This is a genomic window from Pseudomonas sp. Z3-6 (genome assembly GCF_051131985.1).
Lineage (GTDB): Bacteria > Pseudomonadota > Gammaproteobacteria > Pseudomonadales > Pseudomonadaceae > Aquipseudomonas > Aquipseudomonas zanjanensis.
The window spans coordinates 2,829,559-2,848,745 of the sequence record NZ_CP071644.1 but is presented as its reverse complement, the minus strand read 5'-3'; the positions used below and the strand labels follow the sequence as shown (position 1 = coordinate 2,848,745).

The following is a 19,187-nucleotide window of genomic DNA, read 5'->3' as shown; positions in this document are numbered from 1 at the left end:
ATTTAAGGTCCAAGGCTTGTCGCCCTGCCAAAAACGAGAACGCGCTCATGATTAAGATCCTAGCCGCTGTACGCAGAAAACCCGGAATGACGCATGCCGAGTTTTTAAACTATGTGGAGCACACCCACGGAGCAATCGCTAAAGCCAAACCGTTAGGCGTCAAACGGTACGTGCAGAACCATATCATCGACGCCGCTTTCGGGATCGACTCCGACAGTTCCTACATCCAGTCCTTTCACAAAGACTCCATTACAGAGCTGTTTTTTGAAGACGTGCCGGGTTTGATTCGCACCTTCAGCGATCCCTATACCCAGCAAACCGTCGGCCCTGATGCAAAGAACTTCGCGGACCTTTCCGAGCAGCTCGCTCAACTGATGGATGAAGTGGAGACGGCTAGCACCGCTACAGCGCCTCTCCCATGGAAAGTGATGATCCTGCTGAAGAAGAACCCAGCCATGGCGCTCGATCGTTTTTTCGAAGCTTGGGACGCAGCTCACGAGAGCATTACCCGGGAACAGCCCGACTTCCAGAACGCCCTACGCCGGTATGTTCGCTCCCGGTACCTACCCGAGGGCGACAAGGTGACGGCCTATTTCGGGCCAAACATCGCCGTATACGAAGGTGCCTCTAGCCTGTGGTTTGAAAATGAAGCGGATTTCTCGACCTTTCGGCAGTATCAGCGAGCGCTGTTTCAAAAACTTGCCGAGGACGGCGTGGCGCTGACGTCGGCGTCTTTTTTCGCCTACGTCAAAGAGGTCGTCATTTTCGATCACTGCTCGTAGAGGCCTGCATCGCGACCCTCCAACTGAAGGGTCGCGATCCCTCAAATAGGCTCAGCCAGCGTCGCAGTGGACTCGCGCATGATCTGCGCATGCTCTTCCTTGTCCCCACCGCTTTTCTCTATCTCGCACAGGCGCGCGGAGTTCTCGACCACGAGTTGGCAACGCTCCCAGCGCCGCGTTTCGAACCGGCTCAGGGCCGTCTGTAGATTGTTACTGGCGAGCAACTCTTCGGCAAGCACGATGGCGCTCTCAATACCGATACCAGCCCCGGAAGCCAGGTGCGGCGTGGTGGCATGCACCGTGTCGCCGATCAGTACGATACGGCCCTTGTGCCAGGGCAGCGGCACCAACAGATTGGACAGGGGACGATAGTCGATACTGGCGCCCGCCTCGTACAGTTGCGGCACCAGCGTTTGCAGGATCGGGGCTGGAAACTCACTCAGCAGGCGCGCCATTTCACCCGGCCAACAGGCCGGATCAATCCACTCGGAAAACGCGCGGTTTTCCATGAGGAACATGTACATGTGCGTTTCGGAGATTGGATTGACGCCAACCTTGGTGCGACCCAGCCAATGAGTGGGGCGCACGATTTCCGGCGGACGCTTCAGCACCGCGCGCCAGACGCTCTGATGAATGGGTTTTGGCGAAGGCGCTTGCGGGAAAAAGTCCTTTCGCGTGCGCGAATGCACGCCGTCAGCGGCGACGACCAGATCATAGCGTTCAGTAGTCCCGTCGGTGAAAGACACGTCAATGCCATCGTCATGCTCGATGACGCTGTCGTAGGTGATGCCCAGGCGCACACGGGTCCCCACTTCCCGCGTCCTGTCGGCAAATATCCGAGCCAGTACCGGGCGCAGGATGCCGCCACCACAGGGTATCGGTTTATCGCTGACCGGCGGTCGAAGCGCCAATTGCACGATCAGGTCGCCGGCCGGTGAAAACACATCGAAATTGGTCGACAAATACCCTTCCCCGGCGACCCGTTCCAGAATCCCAACCGTATCAAGCGCTCGCAGCGTGGGCCCACTGAGCGTAATCCCCGCTCCCAAGGGACACCACAACGGATCGATTTCGACGAGGTCCACTTCGACGCCCTGGCGGGCGAGCTGGATAGCCGCGGTCATACCGGAGAACCCTCCCCCGATCACCAGGACCTTACTGACTGCTGCAATCATCACGCTCTCCTAATTATTCTTATTTCAATCGGGCTGACATTGCATGGCGCACCGACGAGTTCTGCAGCGCTATCGACTCAATGCCACAGGCTCATGAAGTTCCGACTGACAATGCCGGATCAACGTCGAGACTATCGAATTGGCTATCCGCGCTGAAATCGCTTTGCACAATCAGAGGTATCGCAGGAGGTGATGGGTGTGGGGGATCAGCCTGTCCGATGGCTGAACACCCACACGGTTTTGGGGTTGGATAGGAGATCCAGGTACACCACCATTCTCCTGTGGGAGCGAGCTTGCTCGCGATAGCGGTGGCTCAGTTGGCACTGATGTTGGATGTGCCAACACCTTCGCGAGCAAGCTCGCGCCCATACGTCACACGCTTTCCAAGCCATCCCAGCACAGGTATTTCACCTCAAGGAATTCGTCGATTCCCAGGTGGGATCCCTCTCGCCCGAGTCCGCTCTGCTTCACCCCGCCGAAGGGTGCGACCTCATTTGAAATCAAGCCACAGTTGATGCCCACCATGCCCGATTCGATGCGCGCGGCGTTGCGCCAGATACGCGCCGCGTCACGGCTGAACAGATACGCCGCCAAGCCAAACTCGCTGTCGTTGGCCATGGCAATGGCTTGGTCATCCGTGTCGAAACGCACCAGTGGCATGACCGGACCGAAGATCTCTTCACGAGCGACCCGCATCCCATGGGTCACATCGGCCAACAAGGTGGGCTCGAAGAAACACCCGCCCAGCGCATGGGGCTTGCCGCCGGACAGCAGTCGGGCCCCCTGCGCCAGCGCATCATCGACAAGGGCCTGGGATTTTCCTACCGCCGCCTCGTCAATCAACGGCCCGACCTGGACACCCGGCTCCAGGCCATTGCCGACCTTCAAGCGTGCCATGCGCTCGACGATGCGCTCCGCCAATGCGTCATAAACCCCTGACTGCACCAGCACCCGGTTCGCGCCGATACAGGACTGCCCACCGTTGCGAAACTTGGCCAACATCACCCCGTCAGCGGCTGCATCCAGATCAGCATCGTCGAAGACAATGAACGGGGCGTTGCCACCCAGTTCCATGGAGCATTTCTTGACCGTCTGTGCCGCTTGCGCCAGCAGCAGCCGGCCCACTTCGGTGGAGCCGGTGAAGGTGAGTTTGCGCACCAACGGGTTGGCCGTGAGTTCACCGGCAATGTCGCGAGTGTCATTACCCGTTATCACACTGAAAACGCCTGCCGGCACACCCGCCCGCTGAGCGAGTTCGGCGAGTGCCAGCGCGGTCAGGGACGTCTGGCTGGCCGGTTTCACCACCATCGTGCAACCGGCCGCGAGGGCTGGAGCGGCCTTGCGTGTAATCATCGCAGCGGGGAAATTCCAGGGCGTGATCGCGGCGCAAACGCCGATGGGTTCGCGCAGGACCACAATGCGCTGAGTGTCCTTTACGCCCGGAATCAGATCACCGCGCACCCGTGTGGCTTCCTCGCCAAACCAGCGCACAAAAGACGCCGCGTAATCGACCTCACCCCGCGCCTCCTCCAGGGGCTTGCCCTCCTCCAGGGTAATCAGCGTGGCGATGTCCTCGCGATGTTCGACCATCAACTCATACCAGCGGCGCAACACCTCGCCACGGCGTTTGGCCGTCAGGCGACGCCATGGGCCAAAGGCCTCGTGCGCGGCGTCGATGGCGTGCCGGACTTCACCTTCGCGACAGCGCGGCAACTCGGCCAGTACCGTTTGGTCCACCGGATTACGCAGCGTGTACTGACCGTGCGGCGTCTCGGCCAGCCACTCACCGGCGATATAGGCACCGTCGCGCCACAGCGTAGGATCCTTGAGTAAATGCTTCATTGTGCAACCCTCCCGATCAGCACGAATGACGCCCGATCATGAAGGCGCTGTCAGGGTCCGAAGTCACTGGCAGCCCCGACGCGACCAAGCCTTGGCGCAGCGACTTCATGAAACGATCCGGCACGCGCATCGCCGGGGCACGCAGTGGTCCGCCGTTGAAGCCGGCGAGCCAGTCCTGGTATTTCCACATCGTCCGGTTGAGCACACCGGTACCGCCGGCGTAGCTTTGCGCAGCAGCGCCGTTGGCACTGCGGGCCGGATTGACCTTCCAATACAGTTCCATCGCCTCTTCAAATCGGCCCGTGCGGGCCAGTTCGAACGCTTTCGGATAGTAGTCGCTCATCCAGGCGGTGTTGCTGGTGCCGGAAAATTGCAGCTTCATCAGGCTCATCAAGGGGATTGCGTCGCCTTCGATCGGGCAACTGATCACCACCTGATCGCGGAAGTGGTGATACATCTCACAAATACCCGCTGGCAGCGGGAACCCTTGCTCGGACTTGATGGCCGCGATATTCGGGCAATCGGCCAACAGCCGACGAACCAACTCCAACGACATCCCCGCTGGATGCACGCGCTCGAAGCCCCATAGCGGGATCGGGAAGAGCATGACGGCAAGGTCCGTGGCATCGCAGAACGACTTGGTGTAGTCGTAGATTTCCTGCTCGCTGGTCGGCCAGAACTGCGGCGGATAGGAGAGCAGGACGATGTCTGCGCCGGCATTCTCGGCAAGCTTCACCGCCTCGATGTTCTCGGCAAGCGTGCCAAAAGCCGCGTGGAAGAACAGGAGCAGGTTTTTCCCCGACTCACGGGCCCAGGCGGTGAACTGCGCGTTCTCCTGGGGAGAGATCGCCAGTTCGCTGCACAGCAACGTGGCGCTGTAGCCCAGGCCGACCGTATGTTCAATGTCGTGGCGAATGCCACGTTCGTTGAGTCGCTTCAGATCGGCGCTGAAACTTGGAATGGTGACCGCCGAGCAGCCCACCAGGTTTTCCCGCGCCCAGGCACGGGCATCTGCTTTCTTGTATGTGGCCATGATGATTTTCCTTCGAACAGTGGAGGGGTTATTTCGAGACAGGGACAATGCTGGCGGGCAATTCGATGCCGAGGCCTTGTTGCCGGGCGCGCTCGTACAGCGCTTGGGCGATGACGACGTCCTGCAGCGCCGAGCCAACAGACTTGTAGAGAACGATGTCGCTTTCGTTTTGCCGTGGGGTGACACGACCCGCGACGAGGTCCGACAGCGCGACCAATTTGTCGGCGACATACACGCCGGCACTGATCGCCGCAATGGCATCGCCGGTATCGTGGAGCACCTCTTGCGGCATATCGGCGACAATGCAGACGGCTCGCTCCATCGTGACCGGGTCAACTTCCCGTTGCTCAGGCAAGGTGGAACCCAACGACACGACCGTAGTGCCGGGGCAAAGCCACGCGCCTTGCAACACCGGCGACTCGTCACGGCTGCGGGCGGCACAAATCACCACATCACAATCCTGCACGGCCTCTTGCGCGCTGTTCACCGCTTGGATATCCAGCCCAGGCCTGAAGCTTTCGGCAAAGCGCTCGCGGCTAGCGGGCGTTGGACTGAATACCCGGACATGCGCCACATCGCGCACGGACTTGAGGCAGTCCAATGCGCCACGGGCCTCAAACCCCGAGCCAATCACCCCCACCCGCAGCGCGCGCTTGGGCGCCAGTAAATCGACTGCCAGCGCAGCGGTTGCCGCGGTGCGCAAACCCGTGACCCGATTGCCGTCGATCAGGGCAGTGAGCGCCATGGTTTGCTGATTGAACAACGCGATTAGGTAGCTGGCACAGCGCGCCCGCATGGAGGCCGCGATCAACTTGCAGCCCATGTGGCCGCCAGCGGGTGGGACAGCGGTCAGGCTGCGCAGCCAGATGCCATCGCCCCGCGCCATGGAGCGAGGCGGCACCATGGCATCCGATGCAGGGCGTGCATACGCCTCGGCGAGCGCGGCGACGGCGGTGCTCCAGTCGGCGAGCGAGGCCACATCGGCGTCACTGAGAAAAAGCGTCGGGGCAATGACTTGGAGTTCTTGGGCGTGATGCATGGCGCAAACCTCGCAATCGGGGATCAGTCGTTGGTTGACTGACACCCTACGAGGCGCGCCCCCCACCGAATACTGCTGGGGATGCAAAGCAGCTATCGCTTAAATCGATGGCATGGACAGATTGCAAATCAGCCGTCGCACTTCACGGGAAGCACGGGTCAAGGGGCGCCGGGGCGATTCGACCAGCACGACAAAGCGCTCCAACACAGGCTCGATAATGCGCGATGAAACCAGCCGTTGATCCAGCGAGCCCGGCAGCACAGAGGCAATCGCATAGCCTCCGCCTGCCGCGACGACCTCGCACTGGAGCTGGACCGAGTCGGCTTCCACGGCCACGCACAGCTCCACGCCTTGCTCGGCGGCCAAATGATCGAGCCTGGCCCTCAGCAAATGCGGTCGCCCTGGCACGACCAATGGCAGCCCCGATAGATTTTCCAGCGCAATATCTCGACTTCCGAACAGAGGATCAGCGGCAGGTCCTACCAGGTGCAGCGGTAGCCTGGCCAGCAGATGGGCTTGGCCGATGCTGGCCTCGCTCTCACGCAGCACCAGCGCCATATCCAGACGACCATCGTGCAACTGCTCTTCGAGTTGAGCGCTCGCGCCCTCGATCAAGTGCAATCTCACACCGGGCATCTGGGCGCGCACCGCCGCAAAAAGCGTCCCCGCAAACCGACGCACCGCGGAGGGCAACATGCCCACGACCACCTCCCCCACTGGTTTGCCACGCAGGTTGCGAATGTCATCGGCAAGGCTTTCAGCGTTCGCCAGAAGATCCGATATACAGGGCAGCAGCTGCTCGCCAAACTCGGTCAGCACCACCCCGCGCCCGGTGCGATGGAACAGGCGTTCGCCACATTGCGATTCGAGCAGGGCAATATTGCGACTCACCATGGACTGCGGCATGTCCAGCAGCACGGCTGCTTTGCTGAGACTGCCAGCCGCCACGACCCGGACGAACAAAGTCCAGCGGGGATCGATGATGGTGAGCGCCGTGGCAGTAGGCTGCGTGGCCGTGTTAGGCACCGGGTAGCTCTGGTTATCCGTCATGTCATCAACTCTTGGCGGGCCTGGTGCAAGTATTCGCGACTGTCCTGGAGATGCAGGCGCATCGCAGCACGCGCGCATTCAGCGTCCTGATGGAAGATCGCCTGGTAAATCTGTTCGTGCTCGCTTTGCATGCGCTGTTCGTAATGCAAAGGCTCATCGTGAAACAGACGCGCGGAATCCAGCCGGCTGCGCGGGATGATGACCTCGCCCAGGTTGAGCAGTGTGCTGGCGATGTAGGGGTTGCCGGTCGCCTGGGCAATGCCCAAATGGAATTGAAAATCCAACGCCGCCCGATCATTGACGCTGACATCCGGCTGCCCGAGCTGATCGAGAAGAGCCCGTAATCCCGTCAACTGATCCGGGTTGCGTCGCTGGGCCGCCAGCCCGGCGGCTTCTACCTCAAGACCGATCCGAAACTCCATGATCGCCAGCGAATCGGTGATGAGACCGATCGTCGACGGGTCGATGAAGGCCCCCAACGACAGGGCGCTACCGCGTACAAAGGTCCCGATACCGTGGCGTGTCTCAACCATTCCGGCAGCCTGTAGACGCGACATGGCCTCGCGCACCACGGTCCTGCTGACCCCATGCGCCAGCATGAGGGCCGATTCGGTGGGCAACTGTTCACCGCCACGCAGCCGTCCCTCGACAATGTGCTCCGACAGCAGCGCCTCAAGCCCCTGGGACAGGCTACCGCGCTTTTTTTCACCGGCCGCTGGCGCGCTCATTCCTCGAAAATCGCGACGGCGCGGACGAAGCCGGCCGAAGCGTGCCTGATCTTGTAGGGAAAGCAGGACACCTGGAAACCATGGGCCGGTAGGCATTCCAGGTTGGCCAGTTTTTCCATCTGGCCGTAGCCGATGTCGCGTCCGGCCTTATGGCCTTCCCAGATGATCGAGGCATCGCCCGTGACGGCGAAGCGTTCGCGTGTGTACTTGAACGGCGCGTCCCAGCTCCAGGCATCGGTGCCGACCACGCGCACGCCGCGTTCCAACAAGTACAACGTGGCCTCACGGCCGATGCCGACCCCGGCGTCCAGGTACCCTGGCTGGCCGAACAGCGCACCGGCACGGGTGTTGACCAGGACAATGTCCAGCGGCCGTAGAACATGGCCAATACGCTCCAACTCGGCTTGCACTTGGGCAGCGTTGACCACATGACCATCTGGCAAATGACGAAAGTCCAGCTTCACGCCCGGTTGCAGGCACCAGTCCAACGGCAACTCGTCGATGCCAAACGCCGGCTTGCCACCGTCCGTGGTCGAGGCGTAGTGCCAAGGGGCGTCCATGTGCGTACCGCTGTGCGTGGTGATCTGCAGGCGCTCGGCCGCCCAGGATTCGTCACCGGGCAGTTGCGCCTTGGACAGGCCGGGAAACATCGCGGCCATCTCCGGCCAACCTTGCTGATGGTCCATGTAGTCGATTCTCGGCAGCAATGGCGGCGGATCGGTGTAGGGATTGTTGTCCAGGGTCACGGACAGGTCCACCAGGCGGCGTTTAGTTGATTGCATTTTCACTCACTCCAAGTCCCACCCGCCCACGCGCACGACGCGTCGGGGTGGCAGCGTTCAAACTGTTACGTATCAAGGCGCCAGCCGAGCCGTCATGGCGAAAGCCAAGGGCGCGGGCCAGAGGGGTTTTCATTGCGGGGAAGTTGCCGAACAATGCTTGCAGTCCAGCGTCCGGTGCGAAGCTGATCAGCCCGCGGCGTTCCTGCCCGTAGGCGGCGGCCAGGGCATCCATGACCTGGGCAATGGACAGGTGCAACAGCGGTAATTGCCAGACACGTGACTCGCCAAGCTCAACGGCGGGCAGTTCGGCGGCCCGCAGCAGGTTATCCACGCAACACCGCACGGACATCCACCACGCCTGCGCCTGGGGCGACACCGGGCAGCAATACGGTTCACCTTGAGCAAAGGCGTGCAGCAGGTCGCTCATGAACGCCGAGCGCAGGCCGTTGGGTTCACGTGGACGGGCGACAATGCCGGGCAGGCGTACGGCCCGACCGTCCACCTCGCCCCGTCGGGCAAGGTCGTTGATCGCCATTTCCACCATCGCCTTGTGCGCCCCGTAACTCAACTGCGGGTGCGGCACGGCTCGCTCATCCATGCGGGCCGGCAGGTCGCCGCCGTACACCGCCACGCTGCTGGCATACACCAGCACCGGCACGCCAGGCTGTTGGCGCAACTGGTCAAGCAACTCCAGGCTTGCCAACAGGTTGATCTGATAGCCCAGTGAATAATGCTGCTCGGCCGCGCCACCTGGAATGCTGACCAAGTGAAAAACCACATCGATGCCATCGGCCAAGGCGCGGCGCAATAGCGCGGCGTCGGTGACACTGCCGCAATGCTGGCGCAGGCGTTTATCCTCAGCAAACCCCACCAATTCCTTGTCCAGCAAGATCAACGCGCTGATCGGCCGGCCGCGCAACTCATTGGTCTGGAGCAATCGTTTCACCAGCGCCCGGCCAACAAAACCATTGGCTCCGGTAATCATCACGCGCATGGGAGGCCTCCGCGCACGACACACTGGTCTATCGCCCCGAACACCGACTGCCCTTGCAGATCGAAGACCTCCATGCGCACGCGGTCGCCAAAGCGCATGAAGGACGTCCGTGGCGCACCGTGCTCGATCATCTCAACGGCACGACGTTCGGCGATGCAGGCCGCGCCCACCGTGGGGTCGGCATTGGAAACCGTGCCGGAACCGATCACGCAGCCAGCCCTGAGACGTCGGGTCAGCGCTGCGTGGGCAATCAATTGATGAAAGCCGAAATGCATGGCACCACCGTGTGCATGACCGAACCACTGGCCGTTCCACTCGACCCTCAGCGGCAGGTGCACCCGCCCGTCGCGCCAGCCTTCGCCCAACTCGTCGGGGGTGATTGCCACCGGGGCGAAACTTGACGAGGATTTGGCCTGGATAAACCCGAAGCCCGTCTTCATCTCTCGGGGTGCAAGTGCGCGCAAGCTGATGTCGTTGACTTGCACAATGAGCCGAATATGGTCGATGGCGTCTTGTGCCGAGCAACCCATGGGAACCTCATCGACCACCACGGCGAATTCACCTTCGAAGTCGATGCCATGGGTTTCACTGGGCAGCACGATGTCATCGCGAGCACCGAGGAAGTCATCGCCGCAGCCCTGGTACATCAGCGGCGTGTGCTCGACACCTTCAATCGGGTCCAGCGAAAACGCTTTCTGCATCCGCTCGCCATGGCTGAGAAACGATGAGGCATCCAGCCATTGCCAGGCACGCGGCAAGGGTGCGGCGGCTTGTTGCGGATCAAAGGCGAAGGCCCCGGCCAGCGAGCCTTCGTTCAGGGCGTCATAGCGAGTGCGCAAAGCGGCTTCAACGCGCGGCCAACGCTCGATGGCCTCCTGCAGTGTCCCGGCGATGTCACTGGCCTCCACCGCCCAGGCCAGGTCCCGCGACACCACCAGCAGGCGACCGTCACGGCTGTGATCGTTCAGGGTGCTGAGCTTCATGCCGGTTCTCCTTGCAGCTCGGGGGCGAAGCGACCATCGAGCAGCACAAACAGCATGCGCGCCATCTGCTCGGTGCGATTGCTCCAGGCGTGGTTGGTGCCGCGCTGCACGACGATGTCACCACGTTTGAGATGCACTTCCTCGCCATCGAGCACCAGCCAGACCTCGCCCTCGGTGACCACGCCGTAGTCCAGCGTTTCGGTGCGATGCATCAGTTTGTGCTTGGAGTCCGCCTGCCCTGTGCCGGCATGAGCCTGGCCAATTTCGGCGAAGGCGGCCGCGGCCTCCTCGGCGCTGACTTGGTTCTGCACGCTGTCGGGCGGGATATCCACCACGCGAATGACGCTGCCCAATGGTGCAGGGCTCAGTTGAAGCGGCTTGTTGGTGGGGTCGTCGCCGTTATCCAGCACGGCCGGGCTGGCACCACTGTTCCAGATCTCATGGAAGACCGTACCGGGCACGGCCTTGAGGGGAAAGCTGTTGGGCGTTGGTCCGCTGAACGCGACCACCGCCTGGCCCTGGGCATCGTGCCCGGTGACCACGCGTTTGAAACCAGGAAGCTGTTGCATGTTCGAGTCCTCAATCAGTTGGCGAAACGCGCCAGCGGGTATCGATGAATTCATGAGAAAACCTTAAAGATCGAGCACCAGCCGCGCGCTCCTCGCGCGCGAGCAGCAAGGCGTGAACTGGTCGTTGCGGGCCCGCTCGGCATCGGTCAGGAACATGTCGCGATGCTCCGGCTCGCCTTCCAGCACGCGTGTGAGGCAGGTGCCGCAGATGCCCTGTTCGCAAGACAACGGGATGTCGATGCCGGCCTCCAGCAGCACCTGGGCGACGCTGAGCGTGGCCGGCACTTGGAAACACTGTCCGGTGCTGGCCAGTTGCACCTCGAAACCGCCCGCCTCGCTGGCCGGCGCAGCGGCGGCGGTAAAGTACTCACGGTGCAGTTGCGCTTCGGCCCAGCCCTGCGCGCGCGCCGTGCCGAGAACGTGTTCCATGAAACCGTTGGGGCCACAGACATACAGGTGACGGTCGGCGGCTGGCCCGGACAGAACCCGACCGGCGTCGAGACGCTGGACCTCCTCGCCATCGTCCATATGAACCTGCACGCAAGCGGCGAATGTCGAACGGCGGATGTACTCGATAAAGGCCATGCGCCCGGCCGAGCGACCGCAATAGTGCAGTTCGAAAGGCGCGCCGATCCGCGCCAGGCGCTCGGCCATGCAGAGGATCGGCGTGATGCCGATACCGCCGGCGAACAGCACGCTGTACCCCGCCCCATGCTCAAGCGGGAACAGGTTGCGTGGCTCGCTGATGCGCAGCCGACTACCTTCGTGCACCTGTTGGTGCATGGCCTGCGAACCGCCGCGAGACGCCGGGTCGAGCAACACGCCCAACAGGTAGCGGTGGCGTTCTTCGGGGTGATTGCACAGCGAGTACTGGCGCACCAGGCCATTGGGCAGGTGCACGTCGATATGCGAGCCGGCGCTGAAGGCAGGCAACATGGAATCTTCCGCTGGGGCCAGTTCGAAGCTGTAGATGCCTTCGGCTTCGAGGCGTTTGCCAGTGACGATGACTTCAATCATCACTTGGCACCCGCAGGCTGCTCAGCGGCAATCATGCGATCGAGTACACGCCGCGCGCGAACCGCTCCTGCGTCACCGATCAGCAGGACTGGCTTCAAGTCCCAGAACGATGCAGCGCCCATCATGCGCTGCTGCGCCTCGAGCATTGGCAAGTCTTCATCGGCAAAGGGCCGGCTGATCGCGGCCGCCTGCTCATCAGCGAATCTCTCGGCAAATTCGCCCATCGCCTTGGGGAAACAGACTGAGAACCAGTAGTGAGTCGTGGTCTCGGTCTCTGGAGTGAACAGATGCGGAATTGGTGTGGAAACGCCCTGATCCCTGGGGAGCCCGGTCGCCACGGCGCCGGAAAACAGCAACATATTCGCCGGAGCATCCCAACGCACATCGATCCAACGGTCCACCGGTGTGCCCTGAGGAATGTTCCAGGCGGCGTAAAGAAACTCCGGCATGATTTCCGCAACCGTCTGGCGGTTGGACCAAACGGTGTTGCCCTTCTCTTGCACGCTGGTCAACGCGCTCTTGACGCCATCGCCACCCAACGTAGACGGATGCAGAAACTCGATATGACTCAGGTCCATGATGTTGTCGGTTTCCAGCACGTAGTTGGCCCGCGCGTGCAGGTAGCGCTTGCCGACATACCAGTGGTCTTCATCCATGCAACTGAAATCCGGAATCAGCGTCGCATCGGCCAAGCGTGGATCACCCATCCAGATCCACAGCAGGCTGTAGCGTTCAACCAGCGGGTAGGCCTTGACCTTTGCCGCCTTGGGAATTGCACCATCGCCGTGGGGGTTATGCACACAGGTGCCACTGCCATCGAATTCCAGGCCGTGGTACGGACAACGCACCGCATCGCCCTTGAGGATTCCCATGCCCAGGGGCGCGAAACGGTGGGGGCAGCGATCGGCAATGGCTTGGGCGTTACCTTGGATGTCGCGGAAAAAAACCACGGGCTCATTAAGCAAGGTTCGTTGGAACAGCTCGCCAGCCTTGACCTCGTTACCCCAGGCGGCCGCGTACCAGACGTTGCGTAGAAAGCTCATCGCAATTCCTCTTTTTCGACGTTTGATGACGGACCGGCTTGCGTCTCCGCGCGTTCGGCTTCAATCAATCGACGCAGAACACGTCGACAGCGCACGGCCCCTGCATCGACTGGCAACAACACAGGGCTGAGGCCAAGCAGTTCAACCTCGCCAATCTGGCGCTGTTGAGCCTCGACCATGGGTTTGTCTTCGCCGGCGAAAATGCCGATCAACATCTCCTGGACGAAGGCATTCAACTGCGCATTGTCCTGCTCGAAACTGCGCGTGTTGGCAAAGAAATAATGGGTGTTGGCCGCGTCCTGCGGCGTCATCAGATGCAGGTTCCATGTCACTGGTCCCTCGTCCCTGGGGCGCCCTGGCGCCGTGGCGCCACTGCCGAGCAGCATCAGGCCAGGTGCGTGCCAGATGACTTCGGCCCAGACGTCAGCCCGGCTTGGATCTTCAAGGTGAGCGCCGAACGCCGGTGGAGGCACATCATCCGGTGCCCACCAACTGATGCGGACGCGATCATGGGGCAGCTCCTCGATGGTGGCGCGGGTGCGTGACAACGCCCCGCCACCGAGCGTATCGGGGTGCAGGAAATCAACGTGGCTCAGGTCCATGATGTTGTCGGACAGCAGTTCGTAGTGCGCGCGCGTAGGCAAATACCCATGCCCCTTGGCGTGGGTTGGCGCCTCGTCGAGAAAGGAAAAATCAGGAATCAGCGCATCGTTGGCCAGGCTTGAATCGCCAGGCCAGACCCAGATCGCCCCATGGCGCTCGACGACCGCGAACGCGCGAACACAGGCGGCCTTGGGGATGCTCCCATCGCCATGGGGATTGTGCGTACATTGGCCGCTGCCATCGAAACGCAAGCCGTGGTACGGGCATTGGACGCTGTCGTCGACAATCTTGCCCATGTGCAGCGGGGCAAAACGATGCGGGCAACGATCGGCGAGCGCCTGGATGACACCCTGGCTATTGCGAAAGAACACGATCGGTTGCTCGACGATGGTTCTGCCAAGCATGCCACCTTGCGCCAGCTCGTCCGCCCACCCAGCGATGTACCAGGTGTTGAGCAAATAACTCATGGTGTTCTCCTCATTGTTTTTATTGTTATGAAACGTCGAATGGGCAAGTCAGTGCTCAGGGTCTGCGGTAACCGCAGTGGGAAAAGCAGCCCCGCTGACCCGCAACCGAAGACAGGCCAGGGCCACTACGAGTTGAACGCCCGCGACAATTCCCAGTGCAGCGGGCAAGGCACCGATTACCCCACCGGTGATCGCCAGCACCACCAGCGGGCTGGCGAACTCACCGGCAAAGAACATCGCCGTGAAACCGCCGGCGGCGCGGCCGCGCTGCTGGAAATCGACCTGGGCCATGATCCAGGTGAGCAAGGTCGGCATCATCAGGCCGATGCCCAGTCCGTTGATCAGGACGGCGATCACCACCAGCCCGTGACTGTTGGCTACCGCCAGCAGCCCGCCACCCATCCCGGCCGCGACGAAGGCCAGGAGCATCTGCCGGTGCGCCGGCACACCGCTGAACAGACGAAAACTCAGGGCGCCGACCAGCACGCCGAATTGACTGGCGCCCATGGTCAAGCCGATCTGTTGCGAGCCTTCGACATGCAACAGGTTGAGCAGATAACCCACTTGTACCGGCACGATGAATAGGCTCAAGCCTGCCAGGAAAGACAAGCCATACAACGGTGCCAAGGTGCGCCAGGGGAATGCCCCGCTCATCGGCTTCTTCTCGATGGCCGCATGCCCACGCGGCTCCCAGAGCAACCAGGCCATCAGCGGCAGGAACACCAGCCCCAGCCCATACAGGGCAAACGGGGTACGCCAGCCGTGCTCGCCGAGCACGCCACCGACGGCAATGAAGATCGCCGCCGACAACGACGTCGCGACCATTTGCAGGGCGAACATGCGTTCACGTCGTGCGCCGCTGTAGTAATCACCCATCATCGTGGTGCAGCAGGTCATGATCGCCGCCTCGGCCACGCCAATGCCGGCGCGGCTGACAACGATCGCCTGCAACGAATCCAGCCAGAACGGCAGCACGCCACAGACGGTGTAGAGGCACATCGCACCGATCAGCAACGGCTTGCGCCCGAGTCGGTCGGCAATGATTCCGGCGAAGGGTGCCAACAGGGCAATCATCAGCGCCGGTAGCGTCAGGGCGATGGGAACCAGCACCGCGACGCCCGGTGTGCCGGCGAAGTGTTCCTGCATGCGCGGCAGGATGGGAGCCAGCAGCACCGCACCGAGCACCGGCAGGCAACTGCCAAGCAAGAGCAACAGGGACTGCGGCAGCCGCGCCTGGCGTTCAACGTTCATCGCGCACCTCCGCAGGTTGCGCCGCGCAAAATGCCATGCCGAAGGCGCTCAGGCCGGCGATGAGGTCAAGCCATAGAGACTGCTGGAATAGATGCACACGAGACATGGGAAGTCCTTTCTTGTTGTTATGACGCGACGGGATGAGCGGCCGCCGTTGCCGTCTGATCGAGCCCCGGAGCCAGGCGCAGCGAATGTTTCACGCACGCCCCCTCCTCGATTAAGGCAGGCGTCAGCGGCAAGCTGGTCGGATGGCTGGGTTCGGCCTCGGCCGGTCCCGTGCTCACACGCTTGCTCGGCAACAGGAAGTGAGCCAGGGCTGGCAACAAAACCAGCGCGCCGACCATGTTCCAGACGAACATGAACGCCAGCAGCACGCCCATGTCGGCCTGGAACTTGATCGGCGAAAACATCCAGGTGGCCACGCCGATCGCCAGGGTCACACCGGTCAGCATCACCACCTTGCCGGTGGACAGCAGCGCCCGGTAATACGACTCCGACAGGCTGGTGCCCTGGCGCATGTGACCGAGCAGAATGCTCATCACGTACAGCGCATAGTCGACGCCGATGCCCACGCCGAGGGCGATCACCGGCAGGGTCGCGACCTTGACGCCGATATTCAGCCAGACCATCAGCGCTTCACAGAGGATCGAGGTGAGCATCAGCGGAATCACCGCGCACACCGTGGCGCGCCAGGAGCGGAAGGTGATCAGGCAGAGCAGGATCACCGCACCGTAGACCCAGAACAGCATTTCGCGGTTGGCCTGCTTGACCACAATGTTGGTCGCTGCCTCGATCCCGGCATTGCCCGCCGCCAGCAGAAACTGGACCTCGTCGGTATTGTTCGCGGCGGCAAATTGTTCGACGTGATCCACCAGGCCGCTGAGGGTTTGCGCCTTGTGGTCGGAAAGGTAGGTGTACAGGGTCAGCAGGCTGCAGTCTTCGTTGTACAACCCACGCGGCGCGCCGGCGGTGACCATGTTGAGCATCGCCTGGTTGTTCTGCAGCTCGTACCACTTCGGGCTGCCTTCGCTCAGGCCCACCAGCATCCGGCGATTGAGCAAGGCCAGGGAATTGGTCGAATCCACCCCTGGCAAGGTACGCAACTGCCAGTCGAGGGCATCGACCTTGTTCAGGATGTCATAGCGCGAACAGGCGCTGGCGGGGGTCTTGATCATGACCGCGAACAGATCGCTGCTGGCGCCGTAATGCCGGGTCAGGAATGCATCATCCTGGTTGTAGCGCGAGTCGGCCCGCAGCTCGGGCGCGCCCGCATCCAAGTCACCGACTTTCAATTGCAGGCTGACCACGAAGCCGAGAGTCGCCAGCACTAGGCTCAAAGCGATGCACAACGCCGCCCACCGGCGCTGGGTGAACAGGTCGAGGAAGCGCCAGAACCCATGACGATGCTGGCCCGCTTGTTCGGCGTGCTCGCTTTTCAGGCTCAGTCGCGCCGCGCGACCGCTGACCCCGACATAGGAAAGCAATATCGGCAGCAGGATCAGATTGGTGAAGATCAGCACGGCTACGCCGATGCTGGCGATCATCGCCAGGTCCTGGATCACCTGGATCTTGATGATCATCAGCACCGCGAAACCCACCGCATCACACAGCAGCGCGGTGAGACCGGCAAGGAACAGGCGGCGGAAGGTAAAGCGTGCGGCGACCACCCGGTGCATGCCGCGCCCGATGTCCTGCATGATGCCGTTCATCTTCTGCGCCCCATGGCTCATGCCAATGGCAAACACCAGGAACGGCACCAGCACCGAATAGGGATCCAGTTGGTAATTCAGCAGCGGCAGCAAGCCGAGCTGCCAGACCACCGCCACCAATGAGCAGAACACCACCAACAGAGTGCTGCGAATGCAGCGGGTGTACCAATAAAGCACCACCGTGGTGATCAGGATCGCCACGGCGAAGAAAATCAGGATCTGCCGCAGGCCGGCAATCAGGTCACCGACTTTCTTGGCGAAACCGGTGATACGGATGTCGATGTTGTCGCTCTGGTATTGGCTGCGCAACGACTCCAGTTGTTGCGACAGCTGGGTGTAGTCCAATGGTCGGCCATCGGGGGTGCGCTGCAGCAGCGGTACCTGGATGATGCTCGAAGCCTGGTCGAACGCCACCAACTGACCGATTTCGTTGGACAGCTGCACATTGCGCCGCAATGCCGCCAGGCTCGCAGCGCCGCCATCGTAGTTATCCGGAATGACCGGCCCACCCTCCAGGCCCGCTTCTGTCACCGCCACCCAGCGTGTGGCCGGCGTCCAGAGTGACTTCATGTACGCACGGTCGACACCGGGCAGCAGGTAGATCGTGTCGCTCAATGCCTGCAGCGTCTTGAGGTAAGCGCTGTCGTAGATATCGCCCTGCTTGTTGACCACGGCAATGCGCACCGCATTACCCAGCCCGCTCAACTCCTGCTGGTGCTCAAGGTAGTGGGCGATATAGGGGTGATGGGTGGGGATCATTTTTTCGAAACTGGCATTGAGCTCGACACGACTGGACTGCCAACCCAGCACCAGCGTGGTTGCCAGGCACAGTAGCAACACCCACAGACGATGGTTGAACAATGCACGTTCGAGCACCGAGCCGGAACGCGGATCAAAGTCATCGAACGTATTCGCAGGGGACTGGAAAAACTTACCAGGGGACGTCATAACCTCACTCCGAAGCGGCAGTGGCTGGCTGCGCGAGACGCTGCAGCCCGGTGAAACCGGCAACGATCAGGCTGCCATCGGCGGCCTCGATCACACTTGAAACAGGCTTGCCCAAGGGTTTGCCCAGTGGCAGCAGCGCCGCTCCGGTCTGCTCGCTGTTGCGGAACAGCATGCCGCCCTGGTTGACCAGCAGCAGTTGGCCATCGTCCAGGCGAGTGGCATCGTTGAAGGAAATCGGCACGGGAACGGACAGGCGCTGGAAGCTTGCGCCAGCATCGCTGGAAACAAAGGCGTTGCCCTTCAGGCCGGCGACGAGCAACGCGCCATCGGCACGACTCTGCAGGGTGAAGAAACTGCCTTCGTAAGGACTGTCCAACTGGCTGAACGACGTCGCGTCGTCGTCCGACCGCGCCAGGTAACCCTGCTCGCCCGCCAGGAACCAACGCGGGCCCTGGCGACTGATCGCGTACAAGTGCAAGCCGTTCGGGTTGGCGATATGCCCCATCATCGAGTGCCAGGTGGCACCGCCGTCGGTGGTCTGCAGGGCCAAACCATAGGCACCGACGATCAACCCGCGGTGCGCATCGACGAATTCCAGCGCCAGGAAAGGTTTGTCTGGACCATCGGCGGCAAGACGCTCGGCATTTTGTATCCGGATCAGGGCGGCATCCGGGTCGGCAGCGGTGGCCTGCTCGGCCCTGGCGGTATCCAGTTCGAGCTGCGCCACGCGTACGCCGTCAAGCTGCAGCGTCCAATGCTCGCCGCCATCATGCGTCGTCAGCACCACGCCTGCGTGGCCGACCGCCCAGCCCTGTTGCGCATCGACAAACTGCACCGCCGTCAGGCTGACCGATACCGGCACCGAAGCCTGGCGCCAGCTCTGCCCGTTATCGTCGGAAAAGACCACCAGGCCGCGTTCACCCACTGCCACCAGACGTGTGCCAGCCCGCGCCAGATCGATCAATACGCCGTTCTGCGCAGCCGGTACCCCCATGGCCGGGGTATTGAGCGGCACGCCCACCGCAGCCGACCCGGCCAGGCACTTACTCGTGGCGAAGGACAAATACAGGGCCAAGAGCAACGCGCTCGCCTGACTGATTCTGTTCATAACCTACCTCGGACAAACACTCGTATCCCAAGGGCAGTCCCACAGGCCTGCCCTTCACGCTCAG

Annotated in this window: 17 protein-coding genes; 1 reads left to right on the top strand and 16 read right to left on the bottom strand. The window is 61.9% G+C overall.

What is annotated here, in order from left to right; all coding sequences use genetic code 11:
- Window positions 1-47: 47 nt before the first annotated feature.
- Window positions 48-782 carry an EthD domain-containing protein gene (locus J3P88_RS13165; protein ID WP_434575735.1) on the top strand — a complete coding sequence of 245 codons (735 nt, stop codon included), beginning with the start codon at window positions 48-50 and terminating at the stop codon, window positions 780-782.
- A gap of 41 nt (window positions 783-823) precedes the next feature.
- Here the strand turns inward: J3P88_RS13165 and J3P88_RS13160 are convergent, their stop codons facing one another.
- From J3P88_RS13160 to J3P88_RS13085, 16 genes are all read right to left on the bottom strand, one after another.
- The gene (locus tag J3P88_RS13160; RefSeq protein WP_434575734.1) at window positions 824-1,957 is read right to left on the bottom strand and encodes an FAD-dependent oxidoreductase; all 1,134 of its coding nucleotides are present in this window, start codon (window positions 1,955-1,957) and stop codon (window positions 824-826) included.
- A gap of 372 nt (window positions 1,958-2,329) precedes the next feature.
- Window positions 2,330-3,799 (bottom strand): NAD-dependent succinate-semialdehyde dehydrogenase, encoded by a 1,470-nt coding sequence (locus tag J3P88_RS13155; protein ID WP_434575732.1) that lies wholly within the window; start codon window positions 3,797-3,799, stop codon window positions 2,330-2,332.
- Window positions 3,800-3,815: 16 nt separating this feature from the next.
- Window positions 3,816-4,832 (bottom strand): dihydrodipicolinate synthase family protein, encoded by a 1,017-nt coding sequence (locus J3P88_RS13150; protein WP_434575730.1) that lies wholly within the window; start codon window positions 4,830-4,832, stop codon window positions 3,816-3,818.
- A 28-nt stretch (window positions 4,833-4,860) separates the two neighbouring features.
- On the bottom strand, window positions 4,861-5,871 hold the full coding sequence (locus J3P88_RS13145) for an ornithine cyclodeaminase family protein (RefSeq protein WP_434575728.1): 1,011 nt from the start codon (window positions 5,869-5,871) through the stop codon (window positions 4,861-4,863).
- A gap of 99 nt (window positions 5,872-5,970) precedes the next feature.
- Window positions 5,971-6,921 (bottom strand): LysR family transcriptional regulator, encoded by a 951-nt coding sequence (locus J3P88_RS13140; RefSeq protein WP_434575726.1) that lies wholly within the window; start codon window positions 6,919-6,921, stop codon window positions 5,971-5,973.
- On the bottom strand, window positions 6,918-7,649 hold the full coding sequence (locus J3P88_RS13135; protein WP_434575724.1) for a FadR/GntR family transcriptional regulator: 732 nt from the start codon (window positions 7,647-7,649) through the stop codon (window positions 6,918-6,920). Before J3P88_RS13135 ends, J3P88_RS13140 begins: the two co-directional genes overlap by 4 nt.
- Window positions 7,646-8,431 carry a cyclase family protein gene (locus J3P88_RS13130; protein ID WP_434575722.1) on the bottom strand — a complete coding sequence of 262 codons (786 nt, stop codon included), beginning with the start codon at window positions 8,429-8,431 and terminating at the stop codon, window positions 7,646-7,648. Before J3P88_RS13130 ends, J3P88_RS13135 begins: the two co-directional genes overlap by 4 nt.
- Complete coding sequence (locus J3P88_RS13125) at window positions 8,418-9,425, bottom strand: NAD-dependent epimerase/dehydratase family protein (protein ID WP_434575720.1); 1,008 nt, start codon at window positions 9,423-9,425, stop codon at window positions 8,418-8,420. Before J3P88_RS13125 ends, J3P88_RS13130 begins: the two co-directional genes overlap by 14 nt.
- Window positions 9,416-10,408, bottom strand: a complete 993-nt coding sequence (locus J3P88_RS13120) for a fumarylacetoacetate hydrolase family protein (RefSeq protein ID WP_434575718.1) — start codon at window positions 10,406-10,408, stop codon at window positions 9,416-9,418. Before J3P88_RS13120 ends, J3P88_RS13125 begins: the two co-directional genes overlap by 10 nt.
- The gene (locus J3P88_RS13115; protein WP_434575716.1) at window positions 10,405-10,977 is read right to left on the bottom strand and encodes a cupin domain-containing protein; all 573 of its coding nucleotides are present in this window, start codon (window positions 10,975-10,977) and stop codon (window positions 10,405-10,407) included. Before J3P88_RS13115 ends, J3P88_RS13120 begins: the two co-directional genes overlap by 4 nt.
- 63 nt (window positions 10,978-11,040) lie before the next feature.
- A complete protein-coding gene (locus J3P88_RS13110; RefSeq protein ID WP_434575714.1) occupies window positions 11,041-11,994 on the bottom strand; it encodes a PDR/VanB family oxidoreductase in 954 nt (317 codons plus the stop codon).
- Window positions 11,994-13,037 carry a Rieske 2Fe-2S domain-containing protein gene (locus tag J3P88_RS13105; RefSeq protein WP_434575713.1) on the bottom strand — a complete coding sequence of 348 codons (1,044 nt, stop codon included), beginning with the start codon at window positions 13,035-13,037 and terminating at the stop codon, window positions 11,994-11,996. Before J3P88_RS13105 ends, J3P88_RS13110 begins: the two co-directional genes overlap by 1 nt.
- The gene (locus J3P88_RS13100; protein WP_434575712.1) at window positions 13,034-14,107 is read right to left on the bottom strand and encodes a Rieske 2Fe-2S domain-containing protein; all 1,074 of its coding nucleotides are present in this window, start codon (window positions 14,105-14,107) and stop codon (window positions 13,034-13,036) included. Before J3P88_RS13100 ends, J3P88_RS13105 begins: the two co-directional genes overlap by 4 nt.
- 48 nt (window positions 14,108-14,155) lie before the next feature.
- Entirely contained in the window at window positions 14,156-15,358 is a 1,203-nt protein-coding gene (locus J3P88_RS13095; protein ID WP_434575710.1) for an MFS transporter, read from the bottom strand.
- 125 nt (window positions 15,359-15,483) lie between these two features.
- Window positions 15,484-18,015, bottom strand: a complete 2,532-nt coding sequence (locus tag J3P88_RS13090; RefSeq protein WP_434575708.1) for an efflux RND transporter permease subunit — start codon at window positions 18,013-18,015, stop codon at window positions 15,484-15,486.
- Between the two features lie 4 nt (window positions 18,016-18,019).
- On the bottom strand, window positions 18,020-19,123 hold the full coding sequence (locus J3P88_RS13085) for a WD40/YVTN/BNR-like repeat-containing protein (RefSeq protein ID WP_434575706.1): 1,104 nt from the start codon (window positions 19,121-19,123) through the stop codon (window positions 18,020-18,022).
- Window positions 19,124-19,187 lie beyond the last annotated feature (64 nt).